The sequence below is a fragment of the Vibrio sp. STUT-A11 genome (genome assembly GCF_026000435.1).
GTDB lineage: Bacteria > Pseudomonadota > Gammaproteobacteria > Enterobacterales > Vibrionaceae > Vibrio.
In genome coordinates, this window is the sequence record NZ_AP026763.1 from 2,606,676 (window position 1) to 2,627,635 (window position 20,960).

The 20,960-nt window shown below is 45.4% G+C and carries 21 protein-coding genes; 4 read left to right on the forward strand and 17 right to left on the reverse strand.

Going from position 1 to position 20,960, the window contains the following annotated elements; genetic code table 11:
* Positions 1–492 precede the first annotated feature (492 nt).
* The 3 genes from thiI to pomA all read right to left on the reverse strand — a co-directional run bounded on the left by thiI (position 493) and on the right by pomA (position 4,062).
* Complete coding sequence (thiI, locus tag OO774_RS12255) at positions 493–1,941, reverse strand: tRNA uracil 4-sulfurtransferase ThiI (RefSeq protein WP_264902938.1); 1,449 nt, start codon at positions 1,939–1,941, stop codon at positions 493–495.
* A 388-nt stretch (positions 1,942–2,329) separates the two neighbouring features.
* Positions 2,330–3,286, reverse strand: a complete 957-nt coding sequence (locus OO774_RS12260; RefSeq protein ID WP_264902939.1) for a flagellar motor protein MotB — start codon at positions 3,284–3,286, stop codon at positions 2,330–2,332.
* A gap of 14 nt (positions 3,287–3,300) precedes the next feature.
* Positions 3,301–4,062 carry a flagellar motor protein PomA gene (pomA, locus tag OO774_RS12265; RefSeq protein ID WP_264902940.1) on the reverse strand — a complete coding sequence of 254 codons (762 nt, stop codon included), beginning with the start codon at positions 4,060–4,062 and terminating at the stop codon, positions 3,301–3,303.
* Between the two features lie 259 nt (positions 4,063–4,321).
* Here pomA and xseB point away from each other — a divergent pair, with 259 nt between their 5' ends.
* Genes xseB through dxs form a run of 3 tightly spaced genes read left to right on the forward strand, consistent with a single transcriptional unit; the run spans position 4,322 to position 7,356 of the window.
* Positions 4,322–4,564 (forward strand): exodeoxyribonuclease VII small subunit, encoded by a 243-nt coding sequence (gene xseB / locus OO774_RS12270; protein WP_237316541.1) that lies wholly within the window; start codon positions 4,322–4,324, stop codon positions 4,562–4,564.
* Between the two features lie 21 nt (positions 4,565–4,585).
* Positions 4,586–5,470, forward strand: a complete 885-nt coding sequence (gene ispA / locus OO774_RS12275; RefSeq protein ID WP_264902941.1) for a (2E,6E)-farnesyl diphosphate synthase — start codon at positions 4,586–4,588, stop codon at positions 5,468–5,470.
* Between the two features lie 20 nt (positions 5,471–5,490).
* Entirely contained in the window at positions 5,491–7,356 is a 1,866-nt protein-coding gene (gene dxs / locus OO774_RS12280) for a 1-deoxy-D-xylulose-5-phosphate synthase (protein ID WP_264902942.1), read from the forward strand.
* Positions 7,357–7,442: 86 nt separating this feature from the next.
* Here the strand turns inward: dxs and pgpA are convergent, their stop codons facing one another.
* From pgpA to ribE, 4 genes are all read right to left on the reverse strand, one after another.
* Positions 7,443–7,949 (reverse strand): phosphatidylglycerophosphatase A, encoded by a 507-nt coding sequence (gene pgpA, locus OO774_RS12285; RefSeq protein ID WP_264902943.1) that lies wholly within the window; start codon positions 7,947–7,949, stop codon positions 7,443–7,445.
* Between the two features lie 40 nt (positions 7,950–7,989).
* A complete protein-coding gene (gene thiL / locus OO774_RS12290; protein WP_264902944.1) occupies positions 7,990–8,955 on the reverse strand; it encodes a thiamine-phosphate kinase in 966 nt (321 codons plus the stop codon).
* Positions 8,956–9,031: 76 nt separating this feature from the next.
* Complete coding sequence (gene nusB / locus OO774_RS12295; protein ID WP_020333700.1) at positions 9,032–9,499, reverse strand: transcription antitermination factor NusB; 468 nt, start codon at positions 9,497–9,499, stop codon at positions 9,032–9,034.
* Positions 9,499–9,969, reverse strand: coding sequence for a 6,7-dimethyl-8-ribityllumazine synthase (ribE, locus tag OO774_RS12300; protein WP_014231012.1), 471 nt, complete (start codon positions 9,967–9,969; stop codon positions 9,499–9,501). Before ribE ends, nusB begins: the two co-directional genes overlap by 1 nt.
* 88 nt (positions 9,970–10,057) lie before the next feature.
* Here ribE and OO774_RS12305 point away from each other — a divergent pair, with 88 nt between their 5' ends.
* Entirely contained in the window at positions 10,058–10,183 is a 126-nt protein-coding gene (locus OO774_RS12305) for a hypothetical protein (RefSeq protein ID WP_264902945.1), read from the forward strand.
* Here OO774_RS12305 and ribBA read toward each other — a convergent pair.
* The 10 genes from ribBA to OO774_RS12355 form a co-directional block, all read right to left on the reverse strand.
* Positions 10,139–11,248, reverse strand: coding sequence for a bifunctional 3,4-dihydroxy-2-butanone-4-phosphate synthase/GTP cyclohydrolase II (ribBA, locus tag OO774_RS12310; protein ID WP_264902946.1), 1,110 nt, complete (start codon positions 11,246–11,248; stop codon positions 10,139–10,141). The genes OO774_RS12305 and ribBA overlap by 45 nt on opposite strands.
* Positions 11,249–11,386: 138 nt before the next feature.
* Complete coding sequence (locus OO774_RS12315; protein WP_264902947.1) at positions 11,387–12,040, reverse strand: riboflavin synthase; 654 nt, start codon at positions 12,038–12,040, stop codon at positions 11,387–11,389.
* A 17-nt stretch (positions 12,041–12,057) separates the two neighbouring features.
* The gene (ribD, locus tag OO774_RS12320) at positions 12,058–13,176 is read right to left on the reverse strand and encodes a bifunctional diaminohydroxyphosphoribosylaminopyrimidine deaminase/5-amino-6-(5-phosphoribosylamino)uracil reductase RibD (protein WP_264902948.1); all 1,119 of its coding nucleotides are present in this window, start codon (positions 13,174–13,176) and stop codon (positions 12,058–12,060) included.
* A gap of 5 nt (positions 13,177–13,181) precedes the next feature.
* Entirely contained in the window at positions 13,182–13,631 is a 450-nt protein-coding gene (gene nrdR / locus OO774_RS12325) for a transcriptional regulator NrdR (protein WP_237316551.1), read from the reverse strand.
* Between the two features lie 127 nt (positions 13,632–13,758).
* A complete protein-coding gene (locus OO774_RS12330; RefSeq protein ID WP_264902949.1) occupies positions 13,759–15,009 on the reverse strand; it encodes a glutamate-5-semialdehyde dehydrogenase in 1,251 nt (416 codons plus the stop codon).
* A 17-nt stretch (positions 15,010–15,026) separates the two neighbouring features.
* Positions 15,027–16,166 (reverse strand): glutamate 5-kinase, encoded by a 1,140-nt coding sequence (gene proB, locus OO774_RS12335; protein WP_264902950.1) that lies wholly within the window; start codon positions 16,164–16,166, stop codon positions 15,027–15,029.
* Positions 16,167–16,286: 120 nt separating this feature from the next.
* Positions 16,287–16,676, reverse strand: a complete 390-nt coding sequence (gene crl, locus OO774_RS12340) for a sigma factor-binding protein Crl (protein ID WP_264902951.1) — start codon at positions 16,674–16,676, stop codon at positions 16,287–16,289.
* 111 nt (positions 16,677–16,787) lie between these two features.
* Positions 16,788–18,035 (reverse strand): esterase FrsA, encoded by a 1,248-nt coding sequence (gene frsA, locus OO774_RS12345; RefSeq protein ID WP_264902952.1) that lies wholly within the window; start codon positions 18,033–18,035, stop codon positions 16,788–16,790.
* A 91-nt stretch (positions 18,036–18,126) separates the two neighbouring features.
* A complete protein-coding gene (gene tet(34), locus OO774_RS12350) occupies positions 18,127–18,591 on the reverse strand; it encodes an oxytetracycline resistance phosphoribosyltransferase domain-containing protein Tet(34) (RefSeq protein ID WP_014231003.1) in 465 nt (154 codons plus the stop codon).
* A 266-nt stretch (positions 18,592–18,857) separates the two neighbouring features.
* Positions 18,858–20,147: an NCS2 family permease gene (locus OO774_RS12355; RefSeq protein WP_264902953.1), complete on the reverse strand. Its 1,290-nt coding sequence runs from the start codon at positions 20,145–20,147 to the stop codon at positions 18,858–18,860.
* Positions 20,148–20,960 lie beyond the last annotated feature (813 nt).

Sequence of the window (20,960 nt, forward strand, 5' to 3'; positions counted from 1 at the left end):
CAAGATGTTTTGTCTACAATCCCTGAGACAAAACATATACTTCCTGTATTTATTTTTGACCTGTCTGTCAAATTTCTTACACCGCCTGTTTAGGCGGTGTTTTTTTATCTGAATTATCTAAGTTTAACAAAATAACACACTAACCCATAAAATAATCTCAGTTGCATTCACTACCCCCCCCTCTTCTAATACATATTTAGTCACAACTCAGCCACCACAGTGTCATTACTCTAATTTTTACGACGACAAATACTGATAGACCGAGAATTGATCCATCCTTGGGAAAGCTATCTCATTATTACTCTTGGAACTAAGTTCACTTTTTCTAGAACATTTCGGATTAATTAACGTTATATCAGTACCCATCATAATGGTTGCGAGGGACTGCAGTATAACCAGTCAAAACCCTTGCCTTCGGCTGAATAAAAGACATAAAAAAACGCAAACTGATCGCTCAGTCTGCGTTTAGAAAGTGGTGTTGTTTTCGCCTTACTATGGGCGGTAAACCTTCACATTGTTAAAGCCCTGCTCTTGCAAGTAAAGCGCTTGCAGTCGGCTCATGACTCCACGGTCACAGTACAACAGGTAAGTCTTAGATTGGTCCAAGTCACCAAACTGCGTACCTAGCTTGTAGAACGGGATGTGTTTGATATCAACGCCGTCGATTTCGAGAGGATTGTCGTCTTCCTCTTCAGGGCTGCGGATATCAAGGACAATCGCATGCTCTTCAACAGCCTGAACTTGCTCCACTTCTGGTGCCGCTTTCTCAGACTCTTTCGCAATATCACGAATATCCATAACTCGAGCTTCTTTCACCACATTTTCCAAAATAGTGAAGTCAAAGTTCTCTTCTTCCGCTTCTAGCTTCGCTTTGATTGCTTTTACTGTTGGCTTCTTAGAAATCACGCCGCAGTATTCAGGCATGGTCTTGGCAAAGTCTTCGGTACCAATTTCGCGCGCCAGGTTGATGATGTCTTCTTTGTCCCAGTTAATCAGTGGACGAAGAATCAGTGTGTCTGTCACGTTATCAATGTGGCGAAGGTTAGTGAGCGTTTGGCTAGAAACCTGACCAAGTGCTTCACCCGTTACCAGAGCTTCAATCTTGAATTTCTCAGCAACCATACCCGCAGCACGCATGAACATACGCTTAAGAATAACGCCCATCTGGCCGTCATCCACTTTCTCAAGTATCTCAGCGACGACAGGTTCGAAATCGATAGAGATAAAGCGAACTTTTGCTGAAGAGCCGTATTTGTTCCATAGATAGTGAGAAACCTGCTTAACGCCGATTTCGTGCGCTGGACCACCTAGGTTAAAGAAGCAGTAATGTACTTTTGAACCACGCTTAATGTGCAGGTAACTTGATACACCAGAGTCAAAACCACCCGAGATCAGGCTTAACACATCTTCTTGCGTACCTAGCGGAAAGCCACCAAGACCTTTATGACGCGCAAGAACCTGGTTCAGTTTGTCGCCCGACACTTCCACCTTCACGGTTACGTCTGGGTTATGCAGTTTTACGCTCGCGCTTTCGACCGCCTGGTTCAAACCACCGCCAACATAACGTTCCAGCTCAATCGAGGTAAAGTCATGTTTACCGCGACGCTTAGCACGAACGACGAAGGTTTTGTTTTCAATCAGAGGACGACTTAGCTCAAGCACTTGCTCAAAGATGTCGTGCAAGTCTTTAAACTCAGACTGCTTCACTTCAAGTACATGGTGGATACCTGGGGTGTGAGTCAGAATCTCTAACACTTCAGCGTGGTATTGGAAGCTCTCAGAGGTCACTTCAATGTGATCACGACGGTTAAATACGGCGACAGATTCCGTGCGGCTCTTGACGATATTACGAATGTTACACTCTAAAATCTTTGTGAAGCGCTTACGCACAGATTCACTTTTGACAAAAATTTCTGGATGGGGCTTTACAATAAATTTCATAGTCTAATTCGCAGGTTAGTTTCGCAATCAACAGAGAGTGATACTCAACTTCGATACTTCATACGCAGCAAAACCACGTCTTGGTCACAAAAGATTGTCTGAGCTCACTTCAAAGGCGCAAGATTATACACCCAAGCGGATTGGAAAGACAAAAAAAGCGAACTGTCGATTTCACGCCGCTCGCTTATTTGTATAACCAATCAGTCATCCTGAACAGCGACGAAGGAGCGTGATTCAGGATCTACTTACCGAGTGTGTTAACGCTGAAAGTGCCTATTTCGCCACATACTTAAATTGAGTAGATTCCTGATGTCGCTAAGGCTCCTCGGAATGACGCCAATAAATGAAAGTCGTTTAAGCGAACGGTATCAGGCTTCCAACTCGCTTTTTATTGCTCATGTTGAATCACAGGCACTTCATCGCTGTAGAGTGGTTCACCCTGCATAATGCTGATCTCCACACGACGGTTAAGAGCACGGTTGTCATCGGAGTCATTTGGAACCAGCGGTTCAGTGTCAGCCATTCCTCGCACTCGTAAACGTTGATGAGAAAACCCTCTCACCTTCTCCATCTCCTGCGCGACAGAGACTGCTCGCTGAGATGACAGATCCCAGTTAGAGCGATACAGTTCAGAATCCAGCACCTGGTTATCGGTGTGGCCAGAGATTCTCACAATACCGGGTACGTCTTTAACCAGTTCAGCAATCTGACGTACCAAAGGACGAAATTTAGGCTGTAGGAACGCAGAACCTTCCGGAAAAGCCCCCTTTTCTCGCATACGAATCACGATCTGCTGCCCTAAGTTTTCGACTTCGATCGCACCCTGATCGATCTCTCGCGCCAAAGCTTTCTTGATGCTTTCCATCAAGGTTTCCATTTCTTGCGACATCATTTGAGACTGCTGCTGTTGGATCTCGGACTCGGTAGTCTGGTTATTCCTTGTTGATGTCTCTGGTGACTGGCCGCCAGTTAATTTTCCTTGATCATGCCTACTTCCACCGGAGCGATCAGACTCACCTTCATGGAACTCCAATGTTTGCTGAGTGATGTCCATGGTTTGCTGCATAATGACGTCAATCGGCGTTGGCTCCGGGCGTCCCGGTCTGAACTCCTGAGCAATAATACTGGTTCCTTTCGGGATATCTTTTACTTCGAGCTGACTTTGTACGCCAAATGCGAACTTCATCGAGCCTGCAATCTGCTTAAACTTGAGCACATCCATCTCTGAGAACGAGAGCAGCAGAACAAAGAAGCACATCAATAATGACATTAAGTCAGCAAAGGTCCCCATCCACAACGGGAGGCCGGGGGGCGGACAATCACATTTATTATCTTCATCATCCATCACAATGCTCCTGATTACTCACCGATCTCTAAGGCACGCTTGCCTTCATTGAGATAGTTCTTCAGGTAACTATCGATGACTCGCGGGTTCTGACCATCTTGTATGGCAAGAACACCATCCATGATCAGGCGGCGATTCAACGTTTCTTGGTCACGTCGCAAAGAGAGTTTGTCAGCAATCGGGAAAAACACCATGTTGGATAAAATCGCACCGTAAAGCGTAGTCAAAAGCGCAACGGCCATGGCAGGTCCAATGGATTTAGGATCATCCATGTTTGAAAGCATCGCCACCAAACCGACTAAGGTACCAATCATGCCCATCGCGGGCGTGACATCACCAAACGCGCGGAATACGCCAGTTCCTTGCGTATGTCGCTCCCCAGTCAGCGCAATATCTTTTTTTAATGCGGCACGAACCACATCTGCATCATGACCATCGACCAAAAGATCGATGCCTTTTTGCATAAAGCTGTTAGTAATTTCCATTTCTTCTAGTGCGAGAAAGCCGCCTTTACGCGCGGCATCGGCCATTTCAACAATTTTAGCGATCAAGTCTTCAGGCTCATCGGCTTTAAACAGGAAAGCTTTACCTGCAATTTTTGCCGCCCCAAAGAACTGCCCGATTGTGAACTTCATCAACACGACAAAGGTTGAGCCACCAACAACGATAAGGATTGATGTTACATCGACGAACATACCGATGCTGCCACCAAGCACCATCGCCATTACAACGAATGCAAAACCGCCTATCAAACCTAGTAGGGTTGCTAAATCCACACAGCACTCCTCTCGCTCTATTTATCTATTACTCACGAATTACTACTTGTATCGACAACTCGAGGAGAATTTTTAGAAAAATCTTAGCTAGCCGATCACAAATTCATACCAGTAACCTTTAGTAAAATGGATACTTTCATCGCTCAGACGCATTTAGAGCCAATTTTGTGACAATTGTGTAAGGTTAAATTTGACCAAGTTACTAGGCTAAGGTAACTTTCGTGCATCTTATGAGAGGCTAAATAAAGGCAGAGAAGAGATGGCGGTTAAGAAACCAGAAAACATGACCTTCGAAGCAACCATTGAAGAGCTTGATAGCTTGGTTGATCAATTAGAAAGTGGCGATCTTGCCCTGGATGATGCCTTACGTAAATTTGAGCGAGGTATTGCCCTAGCTCGTGCAGGCCAAACAAAGCTAAGCGACGCTGAACAACGCGTAAGTATTCTTCTCAGCGAAGATGATGAAGCACCACTGAGTGACTTCAATCCAGATTCAGAATAATTATTAGTAGTGAGCGATGTGATGCAACAGACATTGACTTCTTTTCAACAAAGAAACAATCAACAATTGAATTTGTGGCTAGAACAGCTTCCGTATCAAGAACTTCCATTGATTGATGCAATGAAATACGGCCTTTTGCTAGGCGGTAAACGCGTTCGTCCTTTTCTCGTTTACATCACTGGCCAAATGCTTGGTTGTAAGCCTGAAGATCTGGACACTCCTGCCGCAGCGATTGAATGCATTCACGCTTACTCGCTTATTCATGACGATCTACCCGCGATGGATGATGATGAGCTGCGTCGTGGCCAACCGACTTGCCATATTAAGTTCGATGAAGCGACTGCAATACTGACTGGTGACTCACTCCAAACGCTCGCCTTTACAATCTTGGCAGATGGTCCTTTAAATCCAGAAGCAGAAAAGCAGCGTATCAACATGATAAAAGCTCTGGCTCACTCGTCAGGCTCTAACGGCATGTGTGTCGGACAAGCACTGGATTTAAGTGCGGAGAATCGCCAAATTTCTCTCGAAGAAATGGAAGAGATCCATCGTAAAAAGACCGGAGCCCTAATTGACTGTGCGGTTAAATTAGGCGCTTTGGCCGCTGGTGATAAGGGTATCGCAGTTTTACCTCATTTAGAGCGCTATTCGAAAGCAATTGGTTTGGCGTTTCAGGTTCAAGACGATATTCTTGATATCATTAGTGACACAGAAACATTGGGTAAGCCTCAGGGTTCTGATCAAGAACTCAATAAGAGCACTTACCCTTCCCTGCTGGGTTTAGAGGGAGCGATAGAGAAAGCTCACTCTCTGTTACAGGAAGCACTTCAAGCCTTGGAAGCTATCCCATACAATACTCAGTTACTTGAAGAGTTCGCCCGATATGTCATCGAGCGCAAAAATTAACACTATAAGCGCGCATTTATATGACTCTTGATATTTCAAAATACCCGACACTGGCGTTAGCAAATACACCGGAAGAATTGCGTCTTCTTCCGAAAGAAACATTACCAACTTTGTGTGATGAGCTGCGAACGTATCTGCTAAATTCAGTGAGCCAATCAAGCGGACACTTAGCGTCTGGCTTAGGCACAGTAGAGCTCACCGTTGCCCTGCATTATGTATATAACACACCAGTAGACCAGTTAATCTGGGATGTTGGTCATCAGGCTTACCCACATAAAATCCTGACCGGACGTCGTGACAAAATGCCGACCATCCGCCAAAAAGGTGGGCTTCACCCATTCCCTTGGCGCTCTGAGAGCGAATACGACACGCTGTCGGTAGGCCACTCTTCGACGTCTATCAGTGCTGGACTTGGTATGGCCATCAGCGCACAGAAAGAAGGCAAAGGGCGTAAGGTCGTGAGTGTTATTGGTGATGGCGCCATTACCGCGGGTATGGCTTTCGAAGCAATGAACCACGCTGGCGATGTTCATCCGGATATGCTGGTGATTCTGAACGATAATGAGATGTCGATTTCAGAAAACGTTGGTGCACTGAATAACCACTTAGCAAAATTACTGTCTGGCAACCTGTATACGTCGATTCGCGAAGGTGGCAAGAAAGTACTTTCTGGCGTTCCACCAATCAAAGAGTTGGTTCGCCGCACGGAAGAGCACCTCAAAGGCATGGTCGTGCCAGGCACGCTATTCGAAGAGTTCGGATTTAACTACATTGGTCCGATTGATGGACACGACGTCAACGAACTGGTTCAGACACTAAAGAACATGCGTGAGCTGAAAGGCCCTCAATTCCTGCACATCATGACCAAAAAAGGCAAAGGTTATGAACCCGCAGAGAGAGATCCAATCGGCTATCATGGCGTACCAAAGTTCGACCCGACACATGATTGCCTGCCAAAGAGCAGCGGTGGCAAGCCAACGTTCTCAAAGATCTTTGGTGACTTCCTGTGTGATATGGCTGCGCAAGATCCTAAGTTGATGGCGATTACACCAGCGATGCGCGAAGGCTCTGGCATGGTGCGTTTCTCTAAAGAGTACCCAGATCAGTATTTCGATGTTGCGATTGCTGAGCAGCATGCAGTGACGCTCGCTACAGGTATGGCGATTGCTGGCAATAACCCAATCGTTGCCATTTACTCGACCTTCCTGCAACGTGGCTATGATCAGCTTATCCATGATATCGCGATTATGGACTTACCAGTGATGTTCGCTATCGACCGAGCAGGTTTGGTTGGTGCTGATGGTCAGACTCACCAAGGTGCGTTTGACTTGAGCTTTATGCGCTGCATTCCAAACATGGTGATCATGGCACCAAGCGACGAGAATGAATGTCGCCAAATGCTTTACACGGGTCATAAGCATACGGGCCCGAGCGCAGTTCGTTACCCTCGTGGCAACGGCATGGGTACCGACATCGAAAGTGAATTTACCGCACTTGAGATCGGTAAAGGCCGAATCGTGCGTCAAGGTGAAAAAGTCGCTATCCTGAGCTTTGGTACCTTCCTGGAGAATGCGTTAGAAGCCGCTGGAAACCTTAATGCAACGGTTGCCGATATGCGCTTTGTGAAGCCACTAGATGAAACGTTGATTCGTCAGCTAGCGAGTGAACACGATGTGATCGTGACGCTAGAAGAGAATGCGATTGCTGGTGGTGCAGGTGCAGGCGTTCTTGAGTTCATGATGAAAGAAAAAATCATCAAGCCAGTACTCAACCTTGGCTTACCTGATAAGTTTGTCCCTCAAGGTACTCAGGAAGAGCTACATGAAGAGCTTGGTCTGGATGCGAAAGGGATTGAACAATCGATCACTGACTATCTGGTGAAGTAATCTTCACTGAAGATAACTTATTGATACTAAAAAGGGATGCATGATGGCATCCCTTTTTATTTTGCTCAGATTTAGTTTAAAGCTTATTAGTTCATCCAACCTGCGTAGTGAGCGACTAAAAACAGAACAATCCCCGCCATAATGCCCGCCACAATGTCATCGATCATGATGCCTAAACCACCATGCACTCGCTTATCAAGCCAGCCGATAGGCCAAGGTTTTACCATATCGAAGAAGCGGAACAAAACAAACCCCGTCAGCAACCACTTCCATTCGGTTACCGGGATATTAAGTGCCGGCATAATACTCATCGTAATCCAAAATCCAGCGAACTCATCCCAGACGATCGAACCATGATCGTGAACTTTCATGTCATCAGAGGTCACCTGACAGATTTTCACGCCAATTACGCATGATATGAGCACTACGATGACATAAGCAGAAAACGGCAGCTGAGCTAACAACAAAAAGAAGGGTACCGCAGCTAATGTGCCCATGGTTCCCGGAACAACAGGCGACAAACCGCTACCAAACCCTGTTGCCAATAAATGCCACGGATTCTTTAACGAAATAAGAGAAAGAGGGTTGGTCATATTCTTAAACCTATAACTGCTAATTTAGTGTCTATCTTGGTTACTTAAAGTGGTCGAAACCGCTTAAGTCCCAGTCAAGAGGTTGATTGTTGTCGTGAAGCTCAAACGTACCCTTCGGTCGAATCTGACCAATACATGTCACTTTACAGCCAATATGAGACAAGGCGCTTTGCAATGAGCCATGGTTTTGTTCTGATACGGTAAAACACAACTCGTATTCTTCACCACTCGATAAAGCATACTGCTGTGCGCTGACCTTATCATCTAAAAACTGCGCCAAGTCCGAAGATATAGGCAATTGAGAGACATCGATACTGACACCGACCTGTGACCGCTTCAGTATGTGCTTGATATCGGATATCAAGCCATCGGAGATATCGATAGCAGAAGATGCAAGACCGACCAGAGCTTGTCCCGCTAATACACGTGGCGTACTCAAGTAATGCGCTTTTTCCAAACTCTCCGCACCTACGCGAGTACGAAGAGAGTCGTCTAAGATAACATCCAGTCCAGCTTTCGCATCGCCAAGACAGCCTGTTACATAAACCCAGTCACCGACTTTCGCCCCCGAACGAGTTAACGCTTTTCCTTGCGGGACAAATCCCTGCACTGTCAATGTTAAACTCAAAGGCCCTTTGGTAGTATCCCCGCCGATAAGTTGAATACCAAAATAATCAGCAAGTTCAAAGAAGGCATCACAGAAAGGCGCAAGCCACTGTTCATCAGGTTCCGGCATCGTTAACGCAAAACTCACCCACGCAGGCGTTGCGCCCATCGCGGCTAAGTCGCTGATGTTGGAGGCGAGTGCTTTGTGCGCGACCCAAGCAGGGCTCGCATCAGGAAGAAAGTGTGTCCCCGCAACTAAGGTATCGGTGCTGATCGCAATATGTACATTATCTGGTGCTTTGACCAGTGCACAATCATCCCCTGCAGCAAGGTGAACATCTTTTCGTTGGTTTTGACGACCAACAAAGTACTTGTCTATTAAGCTAAATTCACCAGACATAATTTTTTTCTTTTTATATAAAAGCTTTTGATATAAAAAAGGTCAGCATATGCTGACCTTTTTACTCAAGAAATCGTTATTTCTTACGTACGTGAGGTGCTGCTTTATCCAGCACGCCATTGACAAATTTGTGACTGTCTTCCGCAGCGAACACTTTTGCAAGTTCAATCGCTTCGTTGATCACGACTTTGTAAGGCACATCTTCGCGACGAGTCATCTCGTACATAGCAAGGCGAAGAAGAGCAAGTTCCATCATATCCAGATCCTGCATTGGACGTGAAATGTATGGACGAATTTTACTATCTAGCTCAGCGTGGCTAAGTACAACACCGCCTAGTAGTTCACGAAAGTACTCTACGTCAGTTTCTGGCGCAGCTAGAGCTGGCTCTGATGCATGAAGTTCTTCTTCATCGTATTTGTCACCAGACAAAAACTGTTCTTCAATCTTGGCAACATTCTCTTTAGTAATTTGCCATGAGTAGATCGCTTGTAGAGCGAATTGACGTGCATTACGACGTGCGGCTGGTTTCACACTGGCCCCCATTAGGAATCAATTTCAGATAGTACATTAATCATTTCAAGTGCGCTTAGTGCAGCCTCTGCACCTTTATTACCAGCCTTGGTTCCTGCGCGTTCAATCGCTTGATCGATAGTATCAACAGTCAAAACACCAAATGCGACTGGAATACTGTATTCCATAGACACTTGTGCCAGACCTTTGTTCATTTCACTACAAACATAGTCAAAGTGAGGCGTTCCACCGCGAATAACTGACCCTAAAGATACGATAGCGTCGAATTTACCGGTTTTAGCAACACGTTGAGCGACTAGAGGTAGTTCTACGGCACCTGGACAACGAACAACGGTAATGTTGTCATCGCTTACTTGCCCGTGACGCTTTAGTGTATCGATCGCACCAGAAAGTAGGCTTTCGTTAATAAAACTGTTGAAACGAGAAATAACGATAGCAATTTTTGCATTTGGCGCTGGGAAGCCACCCTCGATCACTTTCATAAGCTTTCCTTTAACTCTATTTTTAAGTGAAATATGTTCATCAAGTGAGAATCGCCGGATTCTAGCACAACTTTGTGAGCAATATCTAATGGAAATTGGTTGGGAGTACCGAGTTACTGGTCTGGAACAACATAACACTATTCAAGACCAGCAACTTATCGTTCAGTCGTTACTCGCAGACGTATTCAACGACGTTCAGGCCAAAACCGCCTAACGCATGGTATTTTTTATTGCTTGACGAAAGCAGACGCATATCGTGAATACCTAAGTCAGCCAGAATTTGTGAGCCTACACCCACACGACGCGAAGTACCTTGTTTCTTCGCTAGCGTCGGTGCTTCACCTTTGTCTTGCGCTTCAAACATCTTTACGCGATGAATAAGCAGTTCACTTGAGTCCTCATGCCCCAGCACAACCAAAACACCACCCTCTTCGCCAATGCGTTTCATCGCCTTGTCCAGGGTCCAGCTGCGCTCAGCATTACGGTCACTGCGCAATAAGTCCGTAAACACATCTTGCAGATGTACGCGAACTAACGGAGCTTTATCTTTCCAGTCACCCTTACACATGGCGTAATGAACTTGGTTATCTATCGTGTCTTTGAAAGTGACCAGCTTAAACTCACCAAACTCGGTCGGCAGCTTACATTCAGCAACACGTTCAATGGTCGTCTCTGTGTTATTGCGGTATTCGATTAGGTCAGCGATCGTGCCCAGTTTAATGCCGTGTTTTTCACAGAATATTTCAAGATCTGGTCGACGCGCCATGGTGCCGTCATCGTTTAGAATCTCTACAATGACAGAAGCAGGTTCCAGACCAGCAAGACGAGCTAAGTCACAGCCAGCCTCTGTGTGGCCAGCACGCGTTAACACGCCACCATCTTGAGCCGCTAGTGGGAAGATATGACCTGGTTGAACTAAGTCTGCAGCTTTCGCGTTAGGCGCAACAGCCGCTTGAACAGTGCGCGCTCGATCCGCAGCCGAGATACCAGTCGTTACCCCTTCTGCCGCTTCGATAGAAACCGTAAAGTTTGTCGTGTATTGCGCATTGTTATCTTGCACCATTGGTGGCAAACCTAGACTAGAGCAACGCTCCTTGGTCATTGTAAGACAAATCAAGCCACGTCCATGAGTAGCCATAAAGTTGATCGCTTCCGGCGTGATATGCTCGGCAGCCATGATCAAATCACCCTCATTCTCGCGGTCTTCGTCATCCATTAAGACAACCATTTTACCTGCGCGAATATCATCAATAATTTCTTCTGGTGTACTGATTGGCATATTCTGTTTCCCGTTATTCTAAAATTTATTTTTGCGGCAACAATGTGTTGGAACTTGATTACAAGCAGACTTGCGGCAATAGTTTGAGCTTTGTCGGCGGTAAGTCAATTGCCCAGCGGGCGTTCTGTGAATACAGTCCTAGGCAAATCCGTTCTGCTGCAAGAAATCCATCGTAATACGTGACTCTTGCTTCTCTTCTTGCTGCCCCTGAAGTAATCGCTCCATATAACGAGCTAATACATCTACTTCTAAGTTAACTTTGCGACCGACCTGAAATTGATCAATCGTGGTTTCTTCACTCGTGTGAGGAACAATCGTTAACTTGAATGCATTTTTACGTAAGTCATTGACCGTCAGGCTAATACCATCGACGGTGATTGAGCCTTTTCCTGCGACATATTTGCTAATCTCAGCAGGCATCGCTACCCAAAACTCTATTGCTCGACCAACTTGATTACGTTCAACAATTTCGCCAACACCGTCAACATGACCAGACACGATATGTCCACCAAAGCGCGTGGTGGGCAACATGGCTTTTTCTAGATTAACCTTGTCACCGACTTGATATTGTGCAAAACCCGTCATTTTCAGTGTCTCTAACGACAGATCCGCACGGTAATAATTGCTGCCAAAATCAATAACCGTCAAGCAAACGCCATTAGTCGCAATACTATCGCCCAACTTAACGTCAGACATATCTAAATTACCCGTTTCAACCGTTACGGTGATGTCTTCGCCTTTCGGCGTAATCGCAGTAAGTTTTCCTACTGCTTCTACAATGCCTGTAAACATAATTGCTTCTTTTCTATCTATTTTCGTATCAGCGTTGCGGTAATTCGAATATCTACCCCAACCATACGAGCATCGGTTATGTTCAGATCGATAACGTGATCCATTGACGTTAAACCCAGCGCCCCAATCAGCCCACGGCCATCACTGCCCATCAACTTTGGCGCGAGATAAACGATCAGTTCATCGACAAGATTAGCTTGTATGAGTGCACTCGCGAGCGTCGCACCTGCTTCAACCCATAAGTGATGAACTTGATGATCATTCGCGACGGCTTGCAAAGTCGCGGCAAGGTCAATCTGGCCAGCTTCATTCAATTGAGGAACGCTATCGCCATCTTTACTGACGATGATGCGCTCACCATCGGTATTAAACAACTTAAGATCATCAGTCAACTGGCTTTGACGATCTAAAATGATGCGTACTGGCTGACGCACCGCTTCAAGTTGATACTGCTGCTGTACGGTTTGCGGCAAATCATCCCAGCGAACATTCAAGGAGGCATTATCGTCAATCACGGTTTTGCTGGTCGATAAAATCCCACCACTCATGGCACGATAACGCTGCACATCCTGACGAGCACGTGGGGAGGTGATCCACTGGCTCTGGCCATTATCAAGTGCAGTTTGGCCATCAAGGCTGGCAGCCATCTTCAATTGGACGAAAGGCATCCTCGTCTGCATAAACTTGATGAAGCCTCGATTCAACTCGAGAGCGTCGCTTTCCAATAAGCCAACCTGAACTTCAACCCCAGCATCGCGCAGCATTTGAATACCGCGACCAGCGACTTTTGGATTCGGGTCTTGCATCGCACAGACCACTCTCGCGACCTTCGCTTTAATCAGCCCTTCAGCACAGGGAGGCGTTCGCCCATAGTGGGAACAAGGCTCGAGAGTGACGTATGCCGTCGCACCTTCCGCTTTATCCGCCGCCATTCGTAACGCATGGACTTCGGCATGTGGCTCTCCGGCACGCAGATGATAACCTTCCCCGACTATCTGTCCGTCACGAACAATGACGCAACCGACATTCGGGTTCGGGGCCGTGGTATAGATGCCACGCTTAGCGAGCCTGATAGCGCGCGACATCATAGAAAAGTCTTGAGAGGAGAAGGCAGGTTGAGGCGTGTGTTGTTCCATGTTTATCAGTCTTCCAGGCGGGCAATCTCTTCGCCAAATTCGCGAATATCTTCGAAACTGCGATAAACCGACGCAAAACGGATGTAAGCGACTTTGTCCAGTTCTTTCAGTTGATCCATGACCAAGTTACCAATCATCTCACTTGGTACTTCACGCTCACCCGTCGCGCGTAACTGAGATTTAATCATACTGATCGCCAGCTCTATTGCATCGGCACTGACAGGGCGTTTTTCTAAGGCACGCTGAATACCACCGACCATTTTATCTTCGTCAAACGGTTCGCGGTTGCCATTGGATTTAATCACCTTAGGCATCACCAGTTCAGCGGTTTCAAACGTCGTAAAGCGTTCACTACAGGCCAGACACTGGCGTCGACGGCGAACCTGATGGCCATCTGCAACCAAGCGAGAATCAATAACTTTTGTTTCGTTTTCCGAACAAAAAGGACAATGCATATCACCTCCAATCAAAGCGCTCTTAAGTTTGTTCCAAGAGCCAAACTAGTGTAGCGGAATTGGTATGTGAGAGAAAACAAAAAGGGGCTCAATAGCCCCTTTTTCAATCAAACTCGAGTGGAATATGTTAACTGCGTACTAAGTAGTTGGCTTTCCCTACCCATTTGTAGCTGGTCAGCTCTTCTAAACCCATTGGACCACGCGCATGAAGCTTCTGAGTAGAAACAGCAACTTCAGCGCCCAAACCAAATTGTGCACCATCGGTAAAGCGTGTTGCCGCGTTAACGTATACTGCCGCAGAACCCACAGAGTTGATGAACAATTCTGCATTTTCCAAGCTGTTAGTCATGATCGCATCTGAGTGGCTGGCGTTATGTACTCGCATATGGTCAATGGCGTCTTTTACATCATCAACGACTTTCACACCAAGCGTGTAGCTCAACCATTCTGTATCAAAATCACCTTCGCCCGCATCGCGAATTTGCTGCGCATTCGCCATCAGCGCTTTAGCTTTAGGATCAGCAACAAAAGTGACCTTCTCGTTCATGCGCTCAACTAGCAGGGCCAAAAATTCAGCCGCCACGTTTTGGTGTACTAATAAGGTATCAAGTGAGTTACATGCCGATGGACGCTGTACCTTTGAGTTTTCAACCACATTAAGTGACTTCTCAAGATCCGCTGATTCGTCGACAAAAATATGGCTGATACCAAAACCGCCAATAATAACCGGGATAGTGCTGTTTTCTTTACACATTTTGTGTAGGCCAGCACCACCACGTGGAATGATCATATCCACGTAGTCGTCCAATTTTAGCAACTGAGAAACAAGCTCACGATCTGGCTTTTCAATGTATTGAACGGAAGCCGCAGGCAGATTCGCTTTAGCTAATGCAGACTGGATAACTTTGACCAGCTCCATATTAGAGAAGAAGGTCTCTTTGCCGCCACGCAAAATGCTGGCGTTTCCGGTTTTCAGACACAAGGCTGCAATATCAATCGTTACGTTCGGGCGCGCTTCGTAAATCACCCCCACCACACCAAGAGGAACTCGGCGACGAGCCAAAGACATGCCATTTTCTAGCACTTTACTGTCGATTTCACTACCAACTGGATCACTAAGGCTGATCACGTTACGCACATCGTTAGCGATGCCAGTTAATCGCTCTTCATTCAGCAGCAGACGGTCCAGTAAGGCATCCGTCAGGCCTGCTTCGCGGCCAAGTTCGATGTCTTTTGCATTTGCTGCCAGAATAGCCGCTGAGTTTGCTTCCAGCTCATCGGCAATGATGGCCAGAGCTTGGTTTTTCTGTGATGTTGACGCTGTCGCCAATTCAAAAGCTGCATCTTTAGCAGCTTTACCCATGTTCGTTAAATCCACTGTGCTTCCCTTAATTTCTATTCCTGAATGACGACAAGATCATCGCGGTGAATGACTTCTGAGCCGTAATCGTGACCCAAGACAGTGATAATATCTTTGCTGTGCTTGCCTGAGATTTTAGTTAAATCCTCGCTTGAGTAAGCACTAATACCACGAGCCACCAACTTACCATGGGTATTGGTAACACGCACCACCTCACCACGGGCAAAATCACCACTCACTTTAGTCACCCCTTTGGCTAACAAGCTGCTGCCTGTGCCAATCACTGCGTTTACTGCACCATCATCGATAATAATATCGCCTGATGCAGCAGGACCCGCCAAGATCCAACGCTTACGGTTTTCCAGAGCTTCAGAGCAAGGTAAGAAACGTGTGCCATGGGGTTGTGGACTCAATGAATCCGTTATTACATTAACTGCACTACCCGCCGCAATAATCACTTCGATACCCGCACGGCGAGCGATGTCAGCCGCTTGAAGCTTGGTAGCCATACCACCAGTACCCAGCGTCGTGCCGCTGTCGCCTGCGATTTTACGCAGCGTATCATCGATAGTTTTAACTTCTTTGATCAGCTCTGCATTTGGGTCTTTACGCGGATCAGCCGTAAACAGACCTTTTTGGTCTGTAAGAAGCAGTAATTTATCTGCACCACATAAAATTCCCACCAGTGCAGACAAGTTGTCATTATCACCGACTTTAATTTCACTGGTTGCTACCGCATCGTTTTCGTTCACGATTGGAACGATATCGTTTGCGACTAAAGCGTTAATAGTATCGCGTGCATTAAGGAATCGCTCGCGATCTTCCAGATCTGCACGAGTCAAAAGCATTTGGCCGATCTTAATATCGTAAATACTAAACAGAGACTCCCACGTTTGAATCAAACGAGTTTGCCCTACTGCAGCAAGTAATTGTTTACTCGCCATTTCGTTGGGCAATGCGGGGTATCCAAGATGCTCACGGCCTGCTGCAATTGCACCAGACGAAACCATTACCACTGAATGGCCTTGTTTTTTTAGTTCAGCACACTGGCGCGCCAGCTCAACCATATGAGCACGGTCTAGCGCGAGTGTCCCGCCTGTCAGCACACTTGTACCCAGTTTCACAACGACGGTTTTTGGCTGTGAAACGACTGCATTTTGTTGATTCGTTGTCATGATGTCTTCTGAAGTGAAAAACAAATTAAAGGAGATGTTTTAACAATCAAATGGGGATTTAACAAGAGAAAAGGTGCGAAAACGCACCTTTTTGTTTTTTAATAGAAGAAAAGGGGATAATTAGGCAAAGTCAAACGACTCTGTATGGTATTCAACCTCTAATTTGAAATGTTCTTCGAGGGTATCGACCAGTTTCTGATGGAAGGTACTTTGTGTTAAGTAAACTTCCTCTACCGATTTTTTAGGCAACGCTTCCGAGTCCCATTGCCCTTCTTTATTGTATTTGCCGATGTGGTATTTGGCAGTAAAGCCCCCTTCGATAGCCTCTAAGTCCATCCACCAGCCCCAAAACTCTCGTTTTTCTGGTGATTTCTTATCGTCGACGCAAACTGACAAACAATCAAAATAGTAACGACCTTCTTCTGATTGCGGTTCACGTAGATAAGGCCCTATCGCCTTTAACTTAGACATCAAGCGAAAGTGAGTTGGCCCCTGAGTCGTCTCTGACATATGAATCTCCGTTTCCATAATAAAAAGTGAATACTCAAGAATGATTATTATTTGATTATCATGAGCTTAATTTTTGCTCAGGTACTCACTTTAACTCAATGGCAAGGTTTGTCATCTTAATAATTCATCTTCCAACCACTTTATGGCCAAATCGAGGGATTGCTCATAACCTTTTGAAATCGACTTAGCGCTGATTTTTTTCGCCTGTCCATACTGACTAAAAAGTGCAACTAGCTGATTATCACTGTGTGGTGAGACCGGATCGCCCTCCAAACCTAATGCCAGAATTGGCACCTTAGTTCTACGGTTAGATAGAAAGCCTTGAACTTTCAGCGACCACGCTTTCATTTGCCCTGCCATGCTGTTGATATCGACGGCACTTTTACCTAGTCGTGATGCCAATAAATCCAGGTACATTTTCGGCATCTGCTGTAATTTTTGAGTAGAGGTAAAAAGATCATGCACAGGTGCGCCCATCGCAACACAAGCTTTTATCTTTTCCTGCTCAATAAATGAAAGACGAACCATCGCATTGCCGCCAAAGCGAAATCCAACTAGCCCCACTTTATGGTGATCAACGTAAGGAATCGAATAAAGCTCATTCAGTACCGTCTGGTGGATACAACTCGTGTCTTCGGTCAGAGGCCAACGTGAACTGTGTCCAATCGAAGGCATATCAACCGTTAGCATCGCAATATCTTTTGGCGCAAAATGATGACGGAACAGTTGCCACATGTCGGTTTGCAGACTATCCAAACCCGCACTAACCATCACAACAGGCAGTTGCTTATCCGTTCTAGGCAGATGTAAATTCGCAATGATTTTCCGATTCTGGTACGGCACTTCGATTTGTTTGATGGTGTATTGGGTTTTCTCTGCCCCTTCCGAATACGCTTTGTTGGCCAGCACCTGAGCCTGCAGCGCTAAATTATCGTTCTTTAAATGCGGGTAGCCAGCGATACTGAAACACAAAGAGGCAGTAAAAAGCTCATCTGCGGCTGCTTCTCCTTGCATATTTTCAGCACGCTTTTGATGCGCCATGCCCAACTTGATCCACTCGAACGTCCAGTTTCCGCTGTGGTAACCCATCACGGTATCTAACCAGTCATCGTTAGTACGAGAGTGGGTCGAAGAGGCAATTCTAGATAGCACCTGTTCTATCTCAATGGGATCTACACCTTGCCATGCCCATTGCAGACGCAGTAAATGACGATACCAAGCACTCTCTGCCTTTGCTTCTCTTTCATCGAGGATTTTCTGGCTGGTTGGCATGTACTGAGTTAATGCCGAGGTCTCTCTGGCTTGCTTGTGTTTAACAAACAATGTTTCGGATAGGTTTTTACTGATATCTTCCGGCATATGAAGCGCTCTAGACTAATTGCAATATCTACAATGATAATAAAAAAAATGCCCCTAAACAGGGGCATTTCTCAATATTCTTTGACTGCAATTATTTTTGCTTGCGGTTTACTGGCTCAACGTACTGGATAGACATATCCCATGGCTGCTCGATCCAAGTATCTTGCTCAATATCAACAACGTAGTCGTCTAGAAGCTCTTTGCCTGACGGCTTAGCACATACAGCAATCATTTTTGCTTTTGGATACATTTCACGCAATTGACGCGCAGTATCACCACTATCTACTAGGTCTTCAACGATTAGGTAACCTTCACCGTCACCTTCTGGTGCTTTAAGTACAGACATATCACGCTGATGGTCATGGTCGTAACTTGAAATACAAATAGTATCAACGTAACGAATGCCCAGTTCGCGAGCCAGAATTGCACCAGGGACCAGACCGCCACGGCTTACTGCCCAGATACCCTTCCACTGCTCAGCTGGCATTTGCTTCTCAGCCAGTTCACGACAGTAAGTCTGCATCGCATCCCAAGTGATAATGAATTTTTTACTCATTGTAATAACCTAATAATTTAAAAATATGTATCCCCAATAATTAGTGAAAATGACGGATAAGCGATCTATTCACTAAGCTCTCAAAATAAATCTGAGGCGGGGTTTAAAGCAGCGCAAACGATTATTCTACCGAAAGCTAATATTAATACCAATGGTGATATCAAATTTCTCTACATCGAGCGTAGAAACTTCCATTTCAGTAAAGAAAATTAAAATAAAAAAGCCAGCGCAAACTCGTGTTGGCACTGGCTTAGAACTGAATAGAATTAACCTACAAGGTATTTGACGATGAAGATAGCTGACATCACCCAAACACTCAGCGATACATCACGACCTTTACCACTGAAGAGCTTGATAGCAGAGTAAGCGATAAAGCCTAGTGTAATACCTTCCGCAATAGAGAAAGTAAGTGGCATAACAAGACAAGTAACAACCACTGGTGATGCCTCAGTCAGGTCACGCCAATCGATACTTACTAAGCCAGACAGCATCAGGATCGCTACGTAGAATAGAGCACCTGATGTTGCGTATGCTGGAATCATACCTGCAAGAGGTGAAAAGAATAGAGCCAGTAGGAACAGCACGCCCACAACAACAGCCGTCAGACCAGTACGACCACCAGCAGCGACACCAGCCACACTTTCAATGTAAGAAGTGGTGTTTGATGTACCCAGTAGAGCACCTACAGAAGTTGCTGTTGAATCAGCTAGTAGCGCTTTATTCAGGCGAGGAATGTTACCGTTTTCGTCTGTTAGACCTGCCTTTTGAGAAACGCCAACCAGCGTACCCGCAGTATCGAACAAGTCTACAAATAGGAAAGCAAACACAACAGAGATCATGCCAACTTCAAACAAGCCAGAGAAATCTAGTTGTAAGAACGTAGGAGCAATACTTGGTGGTGTCGACATCACACCGCCCCACTGCACATCACCGAAAAGTAGGCCTAGTGCAGTCACACCTAGAATTGCAATCATTACCGCTCCCTTCACACCACGGTGAACAAGCGAAATAGTCAGGAAGAAACCGATTGCGGCTAAAACAGATGGTAGCGAGGTAATATTACCCATCGAAACCAGAGTCGCTGGGTTATCAACCACGATGCCTGCATTTTTAAGTGCAATAAAAGCAAGGAACAAACCAATACCTGCCGAAATGCCGGTACGTAATGAGTGAGGAATTGAGTTGATGATCCATTCACGAATCTTGAACACACTTAATAGAATGAACAAAATACCGGAAACAAATACAGCAGCCAATGCCACTTGCCATGTGTAACCCATTCCCAATACAACAGAGTAAGTGAAGAATGCGTTAAGCCCCATTCCCGGAGCCTGTGCGATTGGGTAGTTAGCTACCAAACCCATAATGAAACAGCCAACAGCAGCAGCAAGACAGGTGGCGACAAAAATAGCACCACGATCCATGCCTGTGTCAGCAAGGATAGCTGGGTTTACAAAAATAATGTAAGCCATGGTCAGGAAGGTAGTAACACCTGCGATGATCTCAGTGCGCACATTAGTGCCATTTTCACTGAGCTTAAAGAGCCTTTCGAGCATGATCGAGTCCTGTTAAAGGTAAAAAAGTAAACGGTTGCGTAATCGATTGGTGTGAATTATAAAGTTATCAAATAGTAAATTCCAGATAGAATCTTCACTCTAAATGGATTTTTTTGCAGGATATGAAACCCATTCGCTAGGATTTTTTACACTGGGAAAAATTAAAGCTTAAGAAACAATAACTAGCAAATTCAGACGTAATACTCACAAAGAATACAAACTGAACAATGTTCTAAACTTTCACATCGAAAGCTCGATTTCTAGTTATCTTTTTGAGCGTATTGCGTGAAGATATTGCATTAGACAGGACAAGTGATAAAGGAATTGACACTTAGTGATGATTTTTTAGACAAGCCACGAAAAAGAACATAAAAAAACGCCACTCGAAATGAGTGGCGGCGAATCATGTCAGAACTATTACTGAAATAAAATTCCAAATTATAGGGGTGAACAAACTGTTCAAGTCACATGCGTTGACGACTTACTTAGTAGCCAAAGCTTGTTGGGTATACAAAGCTACCGGTATATACAGATTTAGTATTCCAGAACATTGTACTTGGTAAACCTTTCATAACTATCACCTTCTTAATCAATTAATGCAGTCGTTGATTCTCAGTTCCTTGGAGGCGATTAACGGACTCATCCTTTGAGCATTTTATTCTTCTCTCTGAAGATGGTTATAAATATACCACCAAGAAATTTTATTACAACTCTTTTAGTGATTTGAATCACAAAAATTACCACAAACAGAGTATAAACTGCGATTCATGTAACTAAATTACACATTTATAAATAAGAACATGACGTAATATG

Coding starts and splice junctions, on each gene's coding strand:
- thiI (WP_264902938.1), bottom strand. CDS start 1,941: ATGAAATTTATTGTAAAGCCCCATCCAGAAATTTTTGTCAAAAGTGAA.
- OO774_RS12260 (WP_264902939.1), bottom strand. CDS start 3,286: ATGGATGATGAAGATAATAAATGTGATTGTCCGCCCCCCGGCCTCCCG.
- xseB (WP_237316541.1), top strand. CDS start 4,322: ATGGCGGTTAAGAAACCAGAAAACATGACCTTCGAAGCAACCATTGAA.
- ispA (WP_264902941.1), top strand. CDS start 4,586: ATGCAACAGACATTGACTTCTTTTCAACAAAGAAACAATCAACAATTG.
- dxs (WP_264902942.1), top strand. CDS start 5,491: ATGACTCTTGATATTTCAAAATACCCGACACTGGCGTTAGCAAATACA.
- pgpA (WP_264902943.1), bottom strand. CDS start 7,949: ATGACCAACCCTCTTTCTCTTATTTCGTTAAAGAATCCGTGGCATTTA.
- thiL (WP_264902944.1), bottom strand. CDS start 8,955: ATGTCTGGTGAATTTAGCTTAATAGACAAGTACTTTGTTGGTCGTCAA.
- nusB (WP_020333700.1), bottom strand. CDS start 9,499: ATGGGGGCCAGTGTGAAACCAGCCGCACGTCGTAATGCACGTCAATTC.
- ribE (WP_014231012.1), bottom strand. CDS start 9,969: ATGAAAGTGATCGAGGGTGGCTTCCCAGCGCCAAATGCAAAAATTGCT.
- OO774_RS12305 (WP_264902945.1), top strand. CDS start 10,058: ATGGAAATTGGTTGGGAGTACCGAGTTACTGGTCTGGAACAACATAAC.
- ribBA (WP_264902946.1), bottom strand. CDS start 11,248: ATGCCAATCAGTACACCAGAAGAAATTATTGATGATATTCGCGCAGGT.
- OO774_RS12315 (WP_264902947.1), bottom strand. CDS start 12,040: ATGTTTACAGGCATTGTAGAAGCAGTAGGAAAACTTACTGCGATTACG.
- ribD (WP_264902948.1), bottom strand. CDS start 13,176: ATGGAACAACACACGCCTCAACCTGCCTTCTCCTCTCAAGACTTTTCT.
- nrdR (WP_237316551.1), bottom strand. CDS start 13,631: ATGCATTGTCCTTTTTGTTCGGAAAACGAAACAAAAGTTATTGATTCT.
- proB (WP_264902950.1), bottom strand. CDS start 16,166: ATGACAACGAATCAACAAAATGCAGTCGTTTCACAGCCAAAAACCGTC.
- crl (WP_264902951.1), bottom strand. CDS start 16,676: ATGTCAGAGACGACTCAGGGGCCAACTCACTTTCGCTTGATGTCTAAG.
- frsA (WP_264902952.1), bottom strand. CDS start 18,035: ATGCCGGAAGATATCAGTAAAAACCTATCCGAAACATTGTTTGTTAAA.
- OO774_RS12355 (WP_264902953.1), bottom strand. CDS start 20,147: ATGCTCGAAAGGCTCTTTAAGCTCAGTGAAAATGGCACTAATGTGCGC.